We start from the raw sequence: 18,337 nt of genomic DNA, 5'->3' as shown, positions 1-18,337 counted from the left end.
GCGTGCTCCCGCCTATGCGGCGCGCAGGCTTTCCGCCGGGCGCAAATTCTGGTTCATGCGGAACAGGTTCAGCGGGTCATAACGCTGCTTGATTTCCAGAAGCCGCCGGTAGTTGCCGCCATAGGCTGCTTCGACCCGGTCGACCTCGTCCTCGGGCATGAAGTTCACATAGGCCGTGCCGGCGGCATAGGGCCTGGCCGCCTCGTAAACACCGCGCGCCCAGTCGATGCAGGCGCGGTCCATTTCCGGTTCGCGCCAGCGGGCGTGAACATTCATGACGAAATGCGCGCTGCGTTGCGGAAACGCCGTTGCATCCGCTGTCACGCGGCCCGCGGCACCGCCGATATGAGCGAAGAATATCTCGCATTCCGGCCCCGGAAGCCGGGGTATCGCGGCCGTGACGACCTCGATCGCGCTGTCGGAGAGCTCGGTGAAGTCATGGCTCTTCCAATAGTTGCGGGCGCCGGGCGTCAGCAACGGATCGAATGCCTGCTCCCAGCCGGTGAACGGGTTAGGGCCGACCACATCGGCAATCGGTGTGCCGATGGCGCGAAGCCTTTGCGTCGCTTTCTCGCCCTCCTGAAGGCCGCCGCAATAGCACATGGCCAGAACCAATACCTCCTTGCCATGCCATTCGGCCGGCAGGAACGGCAGCGGCGGCGCCTGCCGCATGACCACCCAGCAGGTCAGCTCATTGGGCGCTGCTTCGAGCGCAGCTCGGTATTCCCCCAACACGTTTTCGGCATCGGCGAAGGGATGAACGACAAGCCCCGATAGCACCTGCGGACCGACTTGGTGGAGCTTGAACTCGAAAGCCGTGACGACGCCGAAATTGCCGCCGCCACCGCGCAGCGCCCAGAACAGGTCCGGATTTTCGGTCTGGCTGGCGCGCAGCAGCTTGCCGTCGGCGGTAACCACATCGGCGCAGAGAAGATTGTCGATGGTCAGGCCGAATTTCCGCGTGATCCAGCCGAAGCCGCCGCCCAGCGTCAGGCCTGAAATGCCGGTGGTCGAGTTGATGCCGATCGGCACCGCCAATCCGAAGGCCTGCGTTTCCGCGTCGACATCGGCGAGCGTCGCGCCAGGTTCCACCCATGCCCGCCGCGTCGCCGGATCGACCCGCACCGATCTCATCGGCGACAGATCGATCATCAGGCCGCCATCGCAGACAGCGCTGCCGGCGATGTTGTGGCCACCGCCGCGAACCGCGACGAGCAGCCTGTTTTCCCTGGCAAAATTGACGGCGGCGATAACGTCGGCGGCGCCGGCGCAGCGCACGATCAGCCCGGGCCGCCGGTCGATCATGGCATTCCAGATGCTGCGTGCGTCGTCATAGGCGGCGTCGCCCTCCCTCAGCACAGTGCCGCGCAATTGTGCCGAAAGCGCGTCCAGAGCCGCGGCATCGACCGTCGTCTTGCTGCGATCAAGCGTGGTGAGGCTCATGCTATCCATGGCTTTCCTCCCGATTGTTTTTGAGCCGTTTTTCCCTCCACCCGTTTCGAAGTGTGCCCTTATATTAGAAGTCGCACAAGTTCCCAGCCGCTTGCTGAGCGGTATTGCGCAACCCGCCTACTGGTTAGCTCTCACTGAGACTAGGGCCCGGGTAAAAGCCCCGCCGGCAGGCCAAGCCGAGATGGGTGCTAGATCGCAGTAAGGCGGTCTCCGCCGGTTCGATCGAGGAACTACGCAGCGGTCCCCGGAGTTAGACGTATGAGCAACCAATGCAGAGGAGAGCTCTGATGGCACCGCGCAGAAAACCCGACGATCCGTCCGAAGGCCCGACCATCGAACAGCAGGATTGGGACGCGATCAAAGGCAGTAAAATTCTACCAGACAGCGTGCCGGGAAACGGCGACATCCGTTACGACGTCGAGAAGGAGGCTGAACTGCCCGAGGAAGACGACGACAATCCGTACCAGGAAAGCGACGAGGCGCTGCCCGACGACGAGGAGGAACGCGCCCTCTCGCGTAACCCCTCGAAGCAAGATATCGACGAGCCGTGAACAGCAGCATTCAATAGCGGCTAGCCGGCCCGTTTTGGGAGCGCTCCAATTCGTGAAAGTTCCTGCAGCGACAGAAAAGACCCCGCGGGGAGGAAGCGCGGGCCTAACCGGTTCAACAACCACAGACTCCGACGGCATGGGTGACCGGTGTAAGGAAACGGCAGGGGTCGACGCGGATGCAAACGCCGCCAGTGGCACTGCAACTTCGGACATGCAGAATTGCCCCAAGTGACAAAGCCAGCGCTTGTTGAGGAATACCTTGGTTTGCCCATGACGCGCCGCACCACTTGTTAGACAAAGCCGAGAACCGGCTTTGTCTTGCCGCTCAGTTGCGCGCCCAGAGTCAGTGCCTGCGGGAAATTCCGGACAGTCGCTGCCATCAAGGTGGCGCTACCGGGGCGAAGGGCAATGCCGGCAATCACTGCAGCGGCGTAGACCCGCGTCGAAAACAGTGTTTTCCAGGCCGCCTGATAGCGTCTGCCGGCAGCCTGCCGCCCTGCGCTGCCGCTTGGCGCGGATGCGAGTTCCGAAGCCAGCAGCCAGCCGGACTGAAGCGCCATCGAGATGCCCTCGGCGATGATAGGATGAGACTCTCCGGCTGCATTGCCGACGCGGAAGATGTCCCGTTCGTAGCAGGAGCGAATTCCCGGCCGGATCGGTCCTGCGGCAAGCCATGCACCGTCGGCGTGAGCTGACTCCAGGGCATCCCTGACACCGCGGCACGATTCCATTAGATAACGGGAGACCGCATCGGCGGCCGACAAATGGCTCTGGTGGTTGGGTTGTTTGCGCAACCGTGCGAGCATATCGCGCCGAATGCAGCACGAGATCGACAGTCGGCCATGATCTGCCGAAACCATGCCACCATAACCGCCGGGGAATACCAGCAGGGGCATCAAATCAGGCGCCAGGGACGACCCGATGAAATGCGCCTTGAAGCCGAGCAGGTCCGAAGGGCGGTTGGTCTTCCCGAGCTGACTGGGCAACGGTCCTGGTTCCCAGGAGCCGTGTGCGGCGACAATCACCGGCGCACGCAACATCGTCGTTTCGTTTCCGGCTTGAATTCGCACCATTTGCATCTCGCCATCCCGATCGATGGCGACGGCGCGGGAAGGCTGAAAGATCTCGACGCCCGCCGATCGCGCCGCCTGCAAAAGCAGACAGTCGAGAATGTCCCGGCCAAGCGCCCGGCCGAAACCATCTTTTTTCTCGCAGGGCCCATCTTTCGCAGGAGGCATTGGCGCCTCGACACTCGCATCGCCGCAAAAGAAGCCGACACGGCGGATTTCAGGGCCGGCATTGGCACGCCACGCTTCGCCGATCTCCAACCGCTCCAGAAGCGCAAGATTGCTTGCCGATATATACTCGCCGCAGACCTTGCGGCGCGGGAACACGCTCTTTTCCACAATAGCCACGGCCCATCCGCGCCGGGCCAGCGTCAGCGCGACCGAAGTGCCCGCCGGGCCGGCGCCTATGATGATCGCGTCATGGGTCGACAATCGCGTCATAGGTCATGACCGGCGCTGGCGCCGACGAAAATGTGGGAAAGAAGGCCGGCGCGCCGTTCTTCGACCGGTTTGCCGTTTGCTGCGAGCCAGAGACCGGAAAGCTCGTTGCCGCGAAAGCCGGCACGCACACTTTGAGCCGCGTCGTTTCGTGTGACGTCATTGGCGCCGATTGCCGCCAGAAAACGGGTCGCGGCCAACGCCAGTTTGGTCCGCGACGGCTCTGTCGCCAACAGCAGCGGGGCCTTCGGCGCCATCAGCGAAAACAGGCGCACGAGCTCGGCATCGTCGAAATGATGCAGAAACAGATTGACGGTGATCGCGTCGAACCGCGTGCCCTCCTTCTTTCTTGCCCAGTCGAAGACATCGGCGGTGACGCCTTGCACCGTCCATCCCAGCCTGTCGAAATCACCACGCAATTGCGTAGTGATGAGGTCGATGCGGTCGAGCATTAGCAGTTCGACCCCGGGCCATTGGCCGGCCATGCGCCGCGCTACCGCCAGCATGAAGGAGCCATCGCCAGCGCCGATCTCCAGAATCCGGCCTGGCGGTTTTGACACAAATTTCTGGAGCAGCGACGCCATGATCTTCGCCTGAAACATCAGCGCGTTGATGCGACGGAGGTCGCGGCGCGCGGCAAGCGCTCGCGGATCGTCGGCCGCAAGTCCGTCAAGGATTTCCGGCGCAAGCATACGGTGCTCCAGGCCACTCATGACACAGTTCGAAAAAGCATGGTTTCGGCCGTCAGTCCGGGTCCGAACGACATGCCGCAGCCGAGCAGGCCCGGCGGCGCCTTCAATATCTCTTTCATCACGAACATGACGGTCGCGGACGACATGTTTCCGTATCGGCGCAACACCTCGCGCGACGGCTCAAGCGCGGTCGGCGCAAGTTTCAGGGCCCGTTCGACGGCGTCGAGAACCGAGCGTCCACCCGGGTGCACGGCCCAGAGGTCGATCGCCTCGGTCGGCCGGTCGCCGAGGATGGCGTCCTGGTTGCTCCGCAACGCTTCATGGATCGCTGCCGGGACCTGGCCGGAAAGAACCATTTCGAAACCGTGGTCGCGAATGCTCCAGCTCATCAGGTCCCGCCGCTCGTCCGCCACGATAGAGTAAAAGCTTTCGAGCTCGATGCCGTGCGGCTCGGCGGTGACGAGCGCAGCCGCACAGCCGTCGCCCCAGAGGCAGAACGACAGCAGCTTTTCCAGTTCGGTCGTTTCGCGCAGATGCATTGTGCAGAGTTCGATATTGACCAGCAGGATCCTGGCGTGCGGGTCGGAGCGGACGATGTGGCGGGCAAGCTTGAGGCCGTTGATCGCCGCGTAGCAGCCCATGAAACCGATCATCGTGCGTTCGACCCTTTCCGGCAGGCCGCACCGCGCAACCAGCTCCAGGTCGATGCCCGGCGCTGTAAAACCGGTGCAGGTGGTGACGATGAGGTGGGTGATGAGGGAAGCGCCGCCATCAAGCTCCAATCCGTCGACGCCTTTTTGCGCCAGAACAGGTGCGGCATCTCCGAACATTGCCATTCTCTCGGCCGTTCCAGGAAAGGCGCCCCGGATGAACCTCCCGGCCAGATCTGCTGATGGTCCTTCGGGGTCGCCGGCAGGAGCAAAGCAGGAATAGCGGTGCTCGATGCCGGCAAGGTCAGCCATGCGTTTGAAAATTCTTCGGCGATCGGCCGCAAGCATGGAGGCCGCGAAACGCAGATAGAATTGATGAACCTCGTGCTCCGGCACCGCTGTCGCGATCCGGTTGATATACGCTTTGGCCGGCATATTCTGTCTCCTCGGCGTTGTGCACGGTATATTTTGGGGCCACCGCCGGAGGTTGTTTGGTCATCAGCACCTGATGTGGACATCAGGTTTTGAGTGTTGTTCGGTGAACGTTTCAGAGAACTGATTTCATCCCAAGGTTCAGCATGTGCTGTTTGCCAGGCTATGCTTCGGTTCGCCGGCACTAGGAACATAGGATCCATCACCGAGGCGTCCACCGAAGAGCCCGCGCTTCGGGCCGAGACGCCATTGCGTCCGGCCCTCACTGGGCGCGGTCTTTTTGCTGATCGATGGAACATTAGCGAATACTAACAGTTGTAAGATGACAGCGAATATCTCCAGGATATGGCTGCTGGATCGGGGCCCGTACCCCGGTCGGCCCGCGCTCCTCCAGAGGCGCGGGCTTCCCCGATCCTAAGAACAATTGCCGGCTTGAATATCCTCCAAGACCCAGCGCTCTCATCTGACGCCGCGTTTCCTGCCTTGAGCGGGTGACGTCCGCATCCGCTCGACCTTGCGTCGTTCCGCATGGTCCCAATCTACCGCTCGAGCCCTTTCCCGGCTGAGAGGGGCTGTGGCGCGTGAAAATCACCGCAGCGGTTGACCATCCAGCAGATGGAAGGTCTATTTTCCATGCAAACGGAGATTTTCATCATGAACATTGGCATCGCATCCGAGAAATCCGGCCTGCCGTCCAAGACGATACGTTACTACGAGGACATCGGGCTTTTGCGCCCGGCCCGGACAGACAATGGCTATCGTGACTATTCGGTAGCCGACATCCACCGCCTCCGGTTTCTGCAGCGCTCGCGCAGCCTGGGTTTTTCGGTCGACGAATGCCGCCAGTTGCTGTCGCTCTATCAAGACAAGGACCGCGAGAGCGCCGACGTCAAATCTATCGCAGAAGCCAAGTTGCGGGAGATCGACAGGAAGCTCGCCGAACTCGTGGGATTGCGTGGCCTGCTTCATCATTTGGTCGAGCACTGTCATGGCGACGAGAGGCCGGACTGCCCGATCATCGACGAATTGGCGGGAGAGGGCATGGTTCAGTGAAGTGGACCGCCGTGGTGATGCTGTCGCTTGCCTGCGCCTCCGCGGTGGTGGCCGCGGCCGGACCTGACCCAATCGTCGCGACGCGCCAGTCCTCGATGAAGGAGATGGCCGCTGCCGCAAAGACGATCGCCGGGATGTTCGATGGCAAGCTGGCCTATGACGCTGCGGCGTTCAAGGCGGCGGCCGGGACGTTACGTGCCCGCACCGGCCCTGCCCTCATTGCGGAATTTCCCAGCGCGACATTGGGTGCGCCTTCGGGCGCCAGGTTGGAAATCGACCAGGCCCGTTCGGAATTCGAGGCGCTGGCCCGTCACATCGGGACGCTGGCCAGCACGCTGGCCGCCAAGGCCGAGCGGGCGCCCGCCAGCATCACCGACGACATGAGGATGGATTCCGGCCCGGCGATGGGCGGCGGCAGCTTGCTTGGCAAGCGGCCGGCAGCGGCGGAAGCCGATCCTGCCAAGGCTCCCGCCGAGCACCTCCTGCATCTTATCCTGCAGGATTGCTCAAGCTGTCATTCGAAGTTTCGGCAGAAGGTCCTGTGATCGCCGACCGATCCGGGAGATCACTGGATGGCTCACCGGCCGGATGCGGCTTGATTGACGTTGCGGCGCCTTTTCTTCATTGTCCTTTGCCTGCTCCGAGGTTTCAGCAATGAAGCGCAGTCTCGCTTTCGGTGTGATTGTCGGCAGTGTGATCGCCGTCGGCCTGCTGGGCGGCAGCGCAATTTTGATTGCTGGTCAGTCCAGAGTCTCGCAAGGTGCAATCCAGTCGTCGGTTACCCGCACCCCTGAATTGATTGACAGTGCCTGGAATCTCCCCGTGGCTGTCACTTTCAATGCCGATGTCACATGGCAATCAAACGGATCAAGGTGCGGCCCGGCAAGCGTTGCAAACACATTCCGCTCCATCGGCGAACAGGAGACAACCGAAGCCGAAGTCCTCGCGGGAACCGGAAAGTGCTGGACAGGCTTTTGCATCATCGGGCTCACGCTGGACGAGCTTGCCGAGGTCGCTCGAACGAACACCAAGCGGAAGGTCTCCGTGCTTCGGAATCTGAGCGCTGATGCGTTTCGCGAGCACATGAGGCGCGCCAACGATCCCGGCCGCCGCTACATCGTCAACTTCACCCGTGAGAAGATTTTCGGCGCCGGCAGCGGCCATTTTTCTCCGGTCGGAGGGTATCTGGAGGCCGAGGACATGGTCTTCGTCCTCGACGTAAACGAGGACTACAAGCCCTGGCTGATCGAGCGTGAGCGCCTGTTCTCAGCCATGAACACAATCGACAGCGATGGCGACAAAAAGCGCGGCTTACTGCTTATCGAGTAGCACGGTCGCAAGCAGTTTCGCAGACCGCCAACGAGCGTAGTGCCTCGGCTCGGCCGCCAGCGCTGGTGCTATCTCGCGTGCTGCAAAAGGCGACCAGGGATGCGCGGGTCGAGGCGCTGTCGGGCTTCCGCAAGGAAGTCGCCGGCGGTAGCTATCCAGGGACGCCAAAGTCGCCGGCATTGCAGAAGCCGCGCTTGAGGAATTTCGCACGTATCCCGGAAGCGATTGCCTTGCCTTCAATCGACGAGCACAGCGACCACGGCGGCGCAGTCACCCGCATTGACCAGTCCGGGAAAATGGCGTGAGGCCAGAAGGCCGGACATTGTTGCCCTGATCTCTTGAGGTGCGGCACCGGTGCGGCCGATGGAGTGGATGCGCGCCAGGACCTGGCCCTCTTCGACCGGCTCGCCGAGATCGATCATCGTCTCGATCATCCCGTCGTCCTCGGCGAATGAGAAGCAATCGCCCGACGGCATGTCCAGCCAGCGGGTCGGCTGCATCTCGACCGCACCGGCGACAATGCCGGCATGGCGCAGCACATTGAGCACGCCGCGACGGGCGATCCGCACCGTTTCCGCGCGCGAGGTGCCGCCGCCGCCAAGCTCGGTGGTTATGAACAGCTTTCCCATCTCTTCGGCGGCAGTGTCGAACATGCCGACCGCATCGATCTCCAGCATCTTCATCGACCACGGTGCCGAGAACGCCTCGACCGCGGCGAAGCCTTTCGCTTCCAGCACCTTGTCGGGCCGGATATGGGCGGCGCAGAACGGCACGAAGTCGAGCGTCTTGCCGCCGGAATGGAAGTCGAGCGCGATGTCGGTGCGCGGCAAAAGTTCGCGCTGGAAGTAATCCGCGATCTTCTCGGTCACCGTCCCGTCGGGCCGGCCGGGAAAGCTGCGGTTGAGATTGCCCTTGTCGATCGGCGAGGTGCGGGTGCCGGCACGGAAGGCCGGATAGTTCATCGCCGGCACGATAATCACCGTGCCGCTGACTTGCTTCGGATCGAGCGTGCGGGCGAGATCATAAAGCGCCAGCGGCCCCTCATATTCGTCGCCATGATTGCCGCCGGTTAGCAATGCGCTCGGCCCGCTGCCGTTGCGGATCACGCAGATCGGGATCATCACCGATCCCCAGGCGGAATCGTCACGGCTGTAGGGCAGCCGCAGGAACCCGTGCTGCACGCCGTCGCGGTCGAAATCGACGGTCGGCGTAATCGGTGATGGGCGAAGGTGGGACATCGGGCTCAATCCTTCACCACCAGCTTACGCGGCACATTGGCCAGGCACTCGACCCCTGTCTCGGTGATCAGGATGGATTCGGTGATCTCGAGCCCCATCGTCTCCAGCCACAGGCCGGTCATGAAATGGAAGGTCATGCCCGGCTTCAGCTCGGTGCGGTCGCCGGGGCGCAGGCTCATCGTGCGCTCGCCCCAGTCCGGCGGATAGGAAAGCCCGATCGGATAACCGGTGCGGTTGTCCTTGACGATGCCGTATTTCTTCAGCACCGCGAAGAAGGCATTGGCGATGTCCTCGCAGCTGTTGCCAGGCTTTGCCGCGGCCAACCCCGCTTCCATGCCTTCCAGCGTCGCCTTTTCGGCATCGAGGAATTCCTGCGTGGGTTTGCCAAGGAACACCGTCCGGGAAAGAGGACAGTGATAACGGTTGTAGCAGCCGGCGATCTCAAAGAAGGTGCCCTCGCCCGATTTCATCGGCCTGTCGTCCCAGGTCAGATGCGGCGCCGACGCATCGGCGCCCGACGGCAGCAGCGGTACGATCGCCGGATAGTCGCCGCCAATCTTTCCCTCTGGCCCGTCGACACCGCGCGTGCCGGCATCATAAATCTCGGCGACCAGGTCGCATTTGCGCATGCCGACTTCGATCTTGTCGACGATGCGCTGGTGCATCACTTCCACGATGCGGGCGGCCTTGCGCATATAGTCGATCTCGGTCGGGCTCTTCACCGCGCGCTGCCAATTGACGAGTGCCGTGGCGTCGACGAAGCGGGCGTTGGGCAGATGCTTCTGCAGCGAAGCGAAGGCAGCGGCCGAGAACCAGTAATTGTCCATCTCGACGCCGATGCTGAGCTTGCCCCAGCCGCGATCGGCCAGCACCTGCGCGAGAAAATCCATCGGGTGGCGTTCGGTCGACTGCACATAGTGGTCGGCATAGCCGACGATGTTGTCGTGCGCGAGATAGGCGGTGCGCTTGGCGCCGTTGGCGTCCTGGCCGCGCCCGTACCACAGCGGTTCGCCCGACGGCGGCACGATGACAGCCTGGTGCACATAGAACGACCAGCCATCATAGCCGGTCAGCCAGGCCATGTTGGACGGATCGCTGACAACAAGCAGATCGACGCCCTTGGCCTCCATGGCCTTCCGTGTCTTGGCGAGGCGCTCCGCATATTCGCCGCGCGAGAATTTCAAATTAGGCTGCATTGTTCTTGGTCCTCGTTTGTTGGGCCTTGCGGCCAGCATCAGCTTTCGAAAATCGTACCGGTGTTGGCCGCCCGGGCACGGTCGCGGGCGAGCGTGGCGATCGCCGTGTCCTGCACGCCGGTGCCGGTCAGGTCGGCGATGGTGATGTCGCTGGCCGAGCGCCGGCCATGTCTTTCGCCGGCGATGATCTGGCCGAGTTCGGTAATCTCGGCATCGGCCGCCATCACGCCCGTCGCGATGGCATGATGCAGTTCGCCCAGCAGCCGCGTCTGTTTCGCGCTGTCGGCGACGTAGAGATCGGCCATGCGCAGGATCGCCGGCGCGATCTCGTTCTTGTGCTCGGCGTCCGAGCCCATAGCGGTGATGTGTTGGCCGGCCGAGATGAAGCCGGCCTTGATCAGCGGCTCGGTCGACGGCGTCGTGGTGACGATGATGTCGGCGCCGGCCGCCGCCGATGCCGCATCGGGGTCCGCACGCACGACGATGCCTAGTTTTTCGCGCAATGTGTCCGCCGCGGCTTCGGCTTTGGCGGCGTCCCTGGCCCAGATGCGGGCCTCGGCGATCGGCCGCACCAGCATAAGCGCCTCGAGCTGCAGCCCGGCCTGGACGCCGGCGCCGAAGATCGCGGCGATCGAGGAGTCCGATCGCGAAAGGTGTTTAGCCGCGACCGCTCCGGCGGCGGCGGTACGGATGTCGGTCAAATAGCCGTTGTCGAGCAGCAGTGCGTCGACCAGCCCTGTTTTTGACGACAGCAGCACCATCATGCCGTTGACGCTGGGCAGGCCGAGCTTCGGATTGTCGAAGAAGCCGGGACTGATCTTGATCGCAAAACCGTCGATCCCAGGCACATAGGCGGTCTTGACGTCGACCTCGCCGCGATGCTCGGGAATGTCGAGCCGCAGGATCGGCGGCATCGCCACCGGCAAGATAGCGAGCGCTCGGAACGCATTTTCGACGCAGGCGACGGCATCGAGATCGAGCTTCACGATCCCGCGCAGTTCGGCTTCGGTGAGTATGGTCATCCGGCTCATGCGGCGCTCTCCTCAATTGCTTCGCCACAGATGATTTTCCTGTGCAGCGTCATGTCGATGTTGCGGCCCGACAGAATGAGCACTGTGGTGCCGCTCGCCCTGACCTTGCCGGCCAGCACGGCGGCGATGCAAACCGCGCCGGCGCCTTCGACGATCTCGCGCTCCTGTTCGTAGGCATGGCGGATGCCGGCGGCGATCTCGTCCTCGCTGAGCAGGATTACGTCGTCGAGCAGGTCGCGGCACATCGAGAAGGTCAGCCGGTTGTCAAGGCCGACGCCGCCGCCGAGCGAATCCGCCAGCGTTGGCAGTTCCTCGACCAAAACTGGATGTCCGGCGTCGAGGCTCGCCTTCATCGCCGCACCCCGCGCCATCGAAACGCCGAGGACCTTCGTGCCGGGGCTGACGCCCTTCACGGCAGCGGCGACACCAGCCGCCAGCCCGCCGCCTGACAGCGGCACCAGCGCGAGGGCGGCGTCCGCAACCTGCTCGATGAGCTCCAGCCCGAGCGTGCCTTGCCCGGCGATGATATCAGGATGGTCGAAGGCCGGCAGCATGACCAGTCCCTCTTCCGCGACCAACCGGTCGACCTCCTGCTGCGCATCGTCCTGGCTGTTGCCGACGATGCGGATATCGGCGCCGAGCCGGCGGATCTCGTCGAGCTTATTCTGCGGCACCAGTCGCGACATGCAGATCGTCGCGCGCATGCCTTCGAGCTTCGCCGCGTGGGCCAGCGCCCGGCCGTGATTGCCGGTCGAGGCGGCGACCACGCCACGCGCCTTCTCCTCGGCGTTCAGCGAAGCAATGGCGTTCGAGGCGCCACGCAGCTTGAAGCTGCCGGTGGTCTGCCGATGTTCGAGCTTGAGATAAACGGGCGCGCCCAAGTGCCCGGAAAGACTCGGGGAAAGCACGGTCGGCGTGCGCTCGACCTTGCCTGCGACGCGCTCGCGCGCGGCGCGGATGTCGGAGAGGGTGATAGGCGCAAGTGTCATGGCCTCATTGTCCCAACGGCAGCGTCATCAGACGGCCGAATTCGGCGCGCGGCTCGTCGTCGCCGCAAAGCCGCAGGCAGTTCCAGGCCGTTGTCTGGTTGCTGGTCACGACCGGACGGCCGATTGCCTCTTCCATGCCGACCACGGCAAGTGCGGCCCGCAGCGCCGTGCAGGAGACGAACAGCGCGTCCGCTTGCGCATCGGTCGCCTCGCGCGCCAGATCGACCAGCGTGGCCGGTGCAATCCGCGCCATCTCGCGGTCGTCCTCGAAACCGAGACAGGTGAAGCTGGCGATCTCGAAACCGTGCGCCGCGAAATAGGCCGCCACCGGCCGGCTGGTCTCGACCGTGTAGGGAGTGAGAATGCTGATCGTCCTGGCGCCCAGCGCCTTCAAGCCACGCGCCCCTGCCATCGGCGGTGTGACCACGGGCACGCCAGGCTTGGCCGCCTGCACCGCCGCCTCGATCTCGGCATCGCCGATGACCACGGAGGCCGAGGTGCAGGAATAGCAGATCGCGTCGAGCGGCTCATCGGGCAGGATGAGCGCGGCGCCCGCCGTCAGCGACGGCTGCATCTTGCGCAAATTCTCCGGCGTCGTCGGATTGGCATAGGGAATGCGCGCGACATAGACGCCGATCCGCTCGCTCGCCACCATGCGGCGAAAATCCGGTTCGGTCGTATGGTCGGTGGCAAGGACGATCAGGCCGATGCGCTTTTCCAGGGGACGCGCTTCGAGCGCCGGCCGTGTCGGCGTCAGTCTGATTTCGGGCAAGTGTTTCATGAAAGACTACCTCTCGATCTTGCCGTAACGGCGTTCCAGCCAGCGCAGCAGCACGACCGAGAATAGGCTGATGACGAGGAAGAAGGCGCCGACCAAGGTCATCGGCTCGACATAGCGGTAATAGGTGTTGGCGACGCTCTTGGCCTGGTTCATCAGTTCCAGCACGGTGATCGCCGAAAGCAGCGGCGTCTCCTTGAACATCGCGATGAAGTAGTTGGCAAGCGCCGGGATCATCGGCGGAATCGCCTGCGGCATGATGATGTGGGTCCAGGTCTGCCTGGCGTTCAGATTGCAGGCCTTGGCGGCTTCCCACTGGCCGCGTGGCACATTGTCGATGCCGGCGCGATAGACCTCGGCCGTGTAGGTGCCGTAATGCAGCCCGAGGCCGATGACGCCCGCCACCAGCGGCGGCAGCAAGATACCGATATCCGGCAGCACGTAGAAGATGAAATAGAGCTGCACCAGCAGCGGCGTGCCGCGGATGAACTCGGCGAGGAAGCCGACGGTGCGCGATAAGCGCTTGTTCGGCGAGCGCCGCGCCAGGGCGATGGCCAGCCCGACGATCGCGGCCAGGACCGAGCCGAGCAGTGTCGCCAGGATGGTGATCTTCACGCCCTCGATCAGCGTCGGCATGATCTCCCAGACGAAATTCCAATCCCACTCCATTACAGGGCCCGATCCATCAGACGCGCACCCCGTCGAGGCCGCGCGCCATCCGGCGTTCCAGCGAACGCACGCCCCACGAGATGATCAGCGCAAGGCCGAAATAGATGACGAGAATGGTGGTGAACGGCACCATCGTGTTGCCTGTCTGCGAGCGCACCACCTGCGCCTGGAAGGTCAGGTCGGTGAGCGAGATCAGCGAAACGACGGCGGTCGCCTTGAGCAATTCGATGGCGTTGTTGCCGAAGGTCGGCAGCATGACCAGCAGCGCCTGCGGCAGGATGACATGGCGCATGGCTTGCCAGCGGCCGAGATTGAGCGCGGTGCAGGCCTCGTACTGTTCGCGGCCGATCGACTGGATGGCGCCGCGCACCACTTCCGCCGCATAGGCGCCGACATTGAGGCCGAGCGCCAGCACGCCGGCCTGCAGCGGCGTCAGCGAAATGCCGATGAAGGGCAGCACGAAATAGGCCCAGAACAGCTGCACGAAGATCGAGGTGCCGCGGAAGAATTCGATATAGGCGGTGGCCAGCGCCCGAATGGCGAAAAAACGCGACAGCCGCCCAAGCCCAGCGAGAAAGGCCATGATCATGGCAAGCACCGACCCCATCAGCGTCAGCTCGATGGTAACTAGCGCTCCCTGCAATATCAGGCCGAAATAGCCGGACCATTGGGTCATGAAGTTCGAAATTTCCAACGTTTACGGTTGTAGTCTTGGCCCCTTCTCCCCGTTCACGGGGAGAAGATGCCGGCAGGCAGATGAGGGGCAGAGCCAATCCGGCAGAACTGGAGCTGCCCCTCATCCGGCCTTGTTTGTGCATGTCGTTATCCCAAAACCGCTGCGCACTTTTGGGCGACATGCATTCGGGCCACCTTCTCCCCGTGAAAGGGGAGAGGGAAAAGGCCCTACTTCGCCGAGCAGAGCTTGTCGCGGCTCGTCGACATCGCCGCCGCTGCCGAGAAGCCGTAAGGCTCGATGATCTTGGCGAATTCGCCGGACTTCTTCAGCTTGGCCAGTTCGACGTCATAGGCGTCGCGCAGCGCCTCGTCGCCTTTCTTGAAGGCCGCGCCGTCGCAATAGACCGGCGCGCCGACGACCGGGGCAACGACTTCGAGGTTCGGATCGTTGGCCTTCTTGACCAGATCGTTGATCGACAGCACCGGCAGCGAATAGACGTCGATGCGGCCATCCTGCAGCATCTTCAGGCCGCTCTGGCCGTCCGGCACGACGATGACGCGGTCGCGCGGCACGCCGGCAGTGAGCGCCAGCTTCTCCTCGGTGCCGCCGCCCGGCGCCCCGATCGTCGCGGTGGCATCCTTGGCGACATCCTCGTAGCTCTTGAAGCCCTTCGGGTTCCCCTTCTTGACCAGCATCGCCTCAGCGTCGCACAGCACCGGCTCCGAATAAGCGACCGCCGCGCAGCGCTCCGGTTTCATGAACAGGCCGGCGGTGACGACGTCGAAACGGCCCGCCTGCAGGCCGGGGATCATGGCGCCATATTCCGAGATCGAGGCGACGATGTCGTTGACGCCGAGGCGCTTGAAGATTTCACGCGCCACGTCGGGCGCCGCACCCGAAACCTTGCCGTCGGCCGCAACCGCCGTATAGGGCGGTTCATTGGCGATGGCGACGCGGGCGAAGCCCTGTGCCTTGAGCTCTTCGAGCTTGCTGTCGTCGGCCGATCCCGCGGTCGAGGCAGCCAGAATCGCGGTCAGTGCAACACCGGCCAGGCCGGCCAGAATGCCAAGTTTCTTCATTGTTCCCAACTCCTTGTTTCTCTCTTGGTTTGGTTCGGGACGACTTTGCCGCCCTTGAGGGCGTCGTTGCCGCCTCTGCATGGCGGTCAGACGCGATGTCCGGCCGCGATGATCTTCTTCAGGAAGCCTTGCGTGCGCTCCTGCTTGGGATTGCGGAAAATCTCGTCGGGCTTGCCTTCTTCGACAATCTTGCCGCGGTCGAAGAACAAAACCCGGTCGGCGAAATCATGGGCAAAACCCATTTCGTGGGTGACGAGCAGCATGGTCATGTCGGTCTCGGAGCAGAGCCGCCACAAAACATTCAGCACCTCCTCGACCAGTTCCGGATCGAGCGCCGATGTCACCTCGTCGAACAGCATGATCCTGGGCTGCAGCGCCAGTGCCCTGGCGATCGCCACACGCTGCTTCTGCCCGCCGGAAAGCTGCGCCGGCATCGCTTTGGCCTTGTCGGCCATGCCGACCATGTCGAGCAGCTCCATCGCCCGTTTTTCGGCGGCGGCGCGCGGCATGCCCTTGGTCAAGATCGGCGCCAGCGTGACGTTGTCGATGACGCTCTTGTGCGGAAACAGGTTGAACAGCTGGAAGACCATGCCGATCTTCTGGCGCATTCTTGCCAGATGCCGTTCGTCGGCGGCCAGCAACTGGCCGTTGCGCTCCATGTGGTAAAGCTGCTCGCCGTCGATCTGGATGTGGCCGCTGTCGATCCGCTCCAGCGTCATCAGGATGCGCAGGATCGTCGTCTTGCCCGAGCCGGATGGGCCGATCAGCGCCAGCTTCTCGCGCGGCATGACCTGCATCGACAGGCCGTCCAGCACCTTGAAGGTGCCGAAGCTTTTCGAAATGCCGTCGATCTTGATGATGGGCGCGGACACAATGAATTCCCCGTGCTGGAGAAGCTTGGTGCCTTCAACGATGCGGAACGCGCCAAATCATGTCAATCAGAAAATAAACTCATGACAATGTTTCTGGCTCCGCACAATTTCGCGGCAATGTCTGCCTAGATCGCCAGCAGGAGATGCTCCGGATCGCCGAGCAGAAGTTTGGTCACAACGCTCAGGCCGGCGCGCAGTTCCCCCTCGGTTGTCGAGCCCAGCGAGATCCGAACCGCTGGCTGCCAGGGCGCCGCCGAGATACGGAACGATGTGCCTGGTGCGATCGCCACGCCCTGCAGGCGGGCCTGCGAGACGAAGCTTTCCTCGGCGCGGTCGCCGGGCAGCTGCAGCCACAGATGCAATCCGTCGCGATGGACACGATAGTCGACCCCGGCAAGCACCTGGGCGGCAATCTCCTGCCGCCGCCGCAGCGCCGAACGTTGCCAGCGGACGAGCCCCATCGCCGTGCCGTCGGCCACCCATTTTGTCGCGATCTCCGCCACCAGCGGCGTCGCCATCCAGTTGGAGACGAGATGCCGGTTGGCGACGGCGGCGGCATAGCGGTCGGGCGCCGCGAGATAGCCGATGCGCAGGCCCGGCACCACGATCTTGGTGAACGAGGTGACGTAGAGCGTACGCTCGGGCGCGAAGGCGGCGACCGGCGGCGGACGGCCCTCGACCAGCGGGCCGAGCACGTCGTTCTCGATGATCGCGATGTCGTGCCGGCGCGCCACCGCGGCGATCTGCTCGCGCCGCGCGGCATCCATAAGCGTTGCGGTCGGGTTGATCACCGAGGGCTGCACGAACACGGCGCGGATGTCGGAAAGCCGGCACGCCTCGTCCAGCGCCTCCGGGATCAAGCCGTTGTCGTCGATCGGCAGGCCCTCGAGGTTGAAGCCGAGATAGCGCGCCAGCGGGATCAGCGTGTGGTGGCCGATCGCCTCGGTGGCGACGGTCGAACCGGGCGGCGCCACGCTCATCAGCGCCACCGTCATGCCGGCCGTGGCGCCGTTGGTCAGGCTGACATTCTGCGCGGACACGTCGAGACCGCAGTGCCGCAGCCATTCGACCGCCACCGCGCGGTGGCGTGGGAACACCATGTTCGGCCTGAACGAGAGCGCCGAGCTCGACGGCAGGTTTTCGGCAAGCCAGCCCAGCGCCTGCTTCAGCCGCTCCAGATGCATCGGCTCGCAGACCGGCTTCAGGATCGAGAGGTCGATGACCTCGCCAAGGCGTTCCGGCAGATAGGGCGGCTCCGGCTCGCGGCGCTGCGTCTGCACGAAGCTGCCGCGGCCGATCTCGCCGGAGACCAGGCCCCGGCGGATCAGTTCCTCATAGGCGCGGCTGACTGTCTGCACCGAAAGCTTCAATTCGTCGGCCAGCCGGCGATGCGTCGGCAGCCGCGCGCCATTGGCCAGCCGCCCATCATGGATGGCGCGCGCGAACTGGTCGGCGAGCGATTGATAGGCCGGCCGCCGGATGAGTGCGGGATCTGGACGCCACAATGTCATGACATATTAGAGATCGAAATCAGTGCAATTGACAATCGAAATAATGCGCCGTCATGGTGTCGGGGACGAAAAAGTGGACGCTCATGGCCGCACCGAAACTCGATCAGATCGACCTGAAAATCCTCGACGCGGTCCAGCGCGACGGGCGCATCACCAAGCTGGCGCTCGCCGAAAAGGTTGGCCTGTCGCCGACGCCGTGCTGGATGCGGCTGCGCAAGCTGGAAAAGGCCGGCATCGTCTCCGGCTATCACGCCAAGGTTGCGATGCGCGCCGTCGCGCCGGTCGCAACCGTCCTGATGGAGGTGACGCTGGCCAGCCACCGCCAGGCCGATTTCGACCGTTTCGAGCGCGTCATCCGCGACGTCCCCGAAATCGTCGCCTGCTGGTCGGTGGGCGGCGGCGTCGACTATCTGCTGAAAGTGATGGCGCGCGACATCGACGCCTACCAACGGTTGGTCGACGCCCTGCTCGAACGCGAGATCGGCATCGACCGCTATTTCACCTACATCGTCACCAAGACGGTGAAGGAGGAGATTGTCTTGTCGGTGGCCGACCTGCTGTCGGCACAGTCGTGAGGCAAATCGCAAAGAGCCCCCTCATCCGGCCGCTTCGCGGCCACCTTCTCCCCGGCGAA

19 protein-coding genes are annotated in these 18,337 nt (G+C 63.5%); 5 read left to right on the top strand and 14 right to left on the bottom strand.

The genetic code is table 11. The features are described from left to right. Positions 1-12 precede the first annotated feature (12 nt). On the bottom strand, positions 13-1,452 hold the full coding sequence (locus BQ8482_RS13565) for an FAD-binding oxidoreductase (protein WP_123148098.1): 1,440 nt from the start codon (positions 1,450-1,452) through the stop codon (positions 13-15). Positions 1,453-1,739: 287 nt separating this feature from the next. Between BQ8482_RS13565 and BQ8482_RS13560 the strand changes: the two genes are divergently transcribed. Next, positions 1,740-2,003, top strand: coding sequence for a hypothetical protein (locus BQ8482_RS13560; protein ID WP_123148097.1), 264 nt, complete (start codon positions 1,740-1,742; stop codon positions 2,001-2,003). 290 nt (positions 2,004-2,293) lie between these two features. Here the strand turns inward: BQ8482_RS13560 and BQ8482_RS13555 are convergent, their stop codons facing one another. Genes BQ8482_RS13555 through BQ8482_RS13545 form a run of 3 tightly spaced genes read right to left on the bottom strand, consistent with a single transcriptional unit; the run spans position 2,294 to position 5,285 of the window. Then, complete coding sequence (locus tag BQ8482_RS13555; protein ID WP_123148096.1) at positions 2,294-3,511, bottom strand: NAD(P)/FAD-dependent oxidoreductase; 1,218 nt, start codon at positions 3,509-3,511, stop codon at positions 2,294-2,296. Further along, positions 3,508-4,200 (bottom strand): methyltransferase domain-containing protein, encoded by a 693-nt coding sequence (locus BQ8482_RS13550; protein WP_244602787.1) that lies wholly within the window; start codon positions 4,198-4,200, stop codon positions 3,508-3,510. Before BQ8482_RS13550 ends, BQ8482_RS13555 begins: the two co-directional genes overlap by 4 nt. Positions 4,201-4,217: 17 nt before the next feature. Further along, positions 4,218-5,285 (bottom strand): type III polyketide synthase, encoded by a 1,068-nt coding sequence (locus BQ8482_RS13545; RefSeq protein ID WP_123148094.1) that lies wholly within the window; start codon positions 5,283-5,285, stop codon positions 4,218-4,220. A gap of 651 nt (positions 5,286-5,936) precedes the next feature. Between BQ8482_RS13545 and cueR the strand changes: the two genes are divergently transcribed. From cueR to BQ8482_RS13530, 3 genes are all read left to right on the top strand, one after another. Further along, positions 5,937-6,335: a Cu(I)-responsive transcriptional regulator gene (gene cueR, locus BQ8482_RS13540; RefSeq protein WP_123148164.1), complete on the top strand. Its 399-nt coding sequence runs from the start codon at positions 5,937-5,939 to the stop codon at positions 6,333-6,335. Further along, positions 6,332-6,880, top strand: a complete 549-nt coding sequence (locus tag BQ8482_RS13535; protein ID WP_244602786.1) for a cytochrome c — start codon at positions 6,332-6,334, stop codon at positions 6,878-6,880. Before cueR ends, BQ8482_RS13535 begins: the two co-directional genes overlap by 4 nt. A 109-nt stretch (positions 6,881-6,989) precedes the next feature. Further along, the gene (locus BQ8482_RS13530; protein WP_123148093.1) at positions 6,990-7,664 is read left to right on the top strand and encodes a phytochelatin synthase family protein; all 675 of its coding nucleotides are present in this window, start codon (positions 6,990-6,992) and stop codon (positions 7,662-7,664) included. Between the two features lie 236 nt (positions 7,665-7,900). On the opposite strand, the gene doeB is transcribed toward BQ8482_RS13530, so the two are convergent. The 10 genes from doeB to ehuR form a co-directional block, all read right to left on the bottom strand. Next, positions 7,901-8,902: a N(2)-acetyl-L-2,4-diaminobutanoate deacetylase DoeB gene (doeB, locus tag BQ8482_RS13520; protein ID WP_123148092.1), complete on the bottom strand. Its 1,002-nt coding sequence runs from the start codon at positions 8,900-8,902 to the stop codon at positions 7,901-7,903. Positions 8,903-8,907: 5 nt separating this feature from the next. Then, complete coding sequence (gene doeA / locus BQ8482_RS13515; RefSeq protein WP_123148162.1) at positions 8,908-10,098, bottom strand: ectoine hydrolase DoeA; 1,191 nt, start codon at positions 10,096-10,098, stop codon at positions 8,908-8,910. Positions 10,099-10,136: 38 nt separating this feature from the next. Beyond that, positions 10,137-11,129 carry an ectoine utilization protein EutC gene (gene eutC / locus BQ8482_RS13510; RefSeq protein ID WP_123148091.1) on the bottom strand — a complete coding sequence of 331 codons (993 nt, stop codon included), beginning with the start codon at positions 11,127-11,129 and terminating at the stop codon, positions 10,137-10,139. Then, positions 11,126-12,118, bottom strand: a complete 993-nt coding sequence (eutB, locus tag BQ8482_RS13505; RefSeq protein ID WP_123148090.1) for a hydroxyectoine utilization dehydratase EutB — start codon at positions 12,116-12,118, stop codon at positions 11,126-11,128. Before eutB ends, eutC begins: the two co-directional genes overlap by 4 nt. Before the next feature lie 4 nt (positions 12,119-12,122). Further along, complete coding sequence (eutA, locus tag BQ8482_RS13500) at positions 12,123-12,899, bottom strand: ectoine utilization protein EutA (RefSeq protein WP_123148089.1); 777 nt, start codon at positions 12,897-12,899, stop codon at positions 12,123-12,125. A 6-nt stretch (positions 12,900-12,905) separates the two neighbouring features. After that, positions 12,906-13,565, bottom strand: coding sequence for an ectoine/hydroxyectoine ABC transporter permease subunit EhuD (gene ehuD, locus BQ8482_RS13495; RefSeq protein ID WP_123148088.1), 660 nt, complete (start codon positions 13,563-13,565; stop codon positions 12,906-12,908). A gap of 16 nt (positions 13,566-13,581) precedes the next feature. After that, on the bottom strand, positions 13,582-14,241 hold the full coding sequence (gene ehuC / locus BQ8482_RS13490) for an ectoine/hydroxyectoine ABC transporter permease subunit EhuC (RefSeq protein WP_123148087.1): 660 nt from the start codon (positions 14,239-14,241) through the stop codon (positions 13,582-13,584). Between the two features lie 227 nt (positions 14,242-14,468). After that, positions 14,469-15,320: an ectoine/hydroxyectoine ABC transporter substrate-binding protein EhuB gene (ehuB, locus tag BQ8482_RS13485; RefSeq protein ID WP_123148086.1), complete on the bottom strand. Its 852-nt coding sequence runs from the start codon at positions 15,318-15,320 to the stop codon at positions 14,469-14,471. 86 nt (positions 15,321-15,406) lie between these two features. Further along, positions 15,407-16,192: an ectoine/hydroxyectoine ABC transporter ATP-binding protein EhuA gene (ehuA, locus tag BQ8482_RS13480; RefSeq protein ID WP_095489141.1), complete on the bottom strand. Its 786-nt coding sequence runs from the start codon at positions 16,190-16,192 to the stop codon at positions 15,407-15,409. Between the two features lie 125 nt (positions 16,193-16,317). Next, positions 16,318-17,703, bottom strand: coding sequence for a MocR-like ectoine utilization transcription factor EhuR (gene ehuR / locus BQ8482_RS13475; RefSeq protein ID WP_123148085.1), 1,386 nt, complete (start codon positions 17,701-17,703; stop codon positions 16,318-16,320). Positions 17,704-17,786: 83 nt separating this feature from the next. Here ehuR and BQ8482_RS13470 point away from each other — a divergent pair, with 83 nt between their 5' ends. After that, complete coding sequence (locus BQ8482_RS13470; protein ID WP_123148161.1) at positions 17,787-18,278, top strand: Lrp/AsnC family transcriptional regulator; 492 nt, start codon at positions 17,787-17,789, stop codon at positions 18,276-18,278. Positions 18,279-18,337: the final 59 nt, after the last annotated feature.

Source organism: Mesorhizobium delmotii, assembly GCF_900149755.1.
In the GTDB taxonomy this organism is placed as follows: Bacteria; Pseudomonadota; Alphaproteobacteria; order Rhizobiales; family Rhizobiaceae; genus Mesorhizobium; species Mesorhizobium delmotii.
The sequence above is the reverse complement of the archived record's forward strand: the minus strand, read 5'-3'. Positions and strand labels throughout refer to the sequence as shown.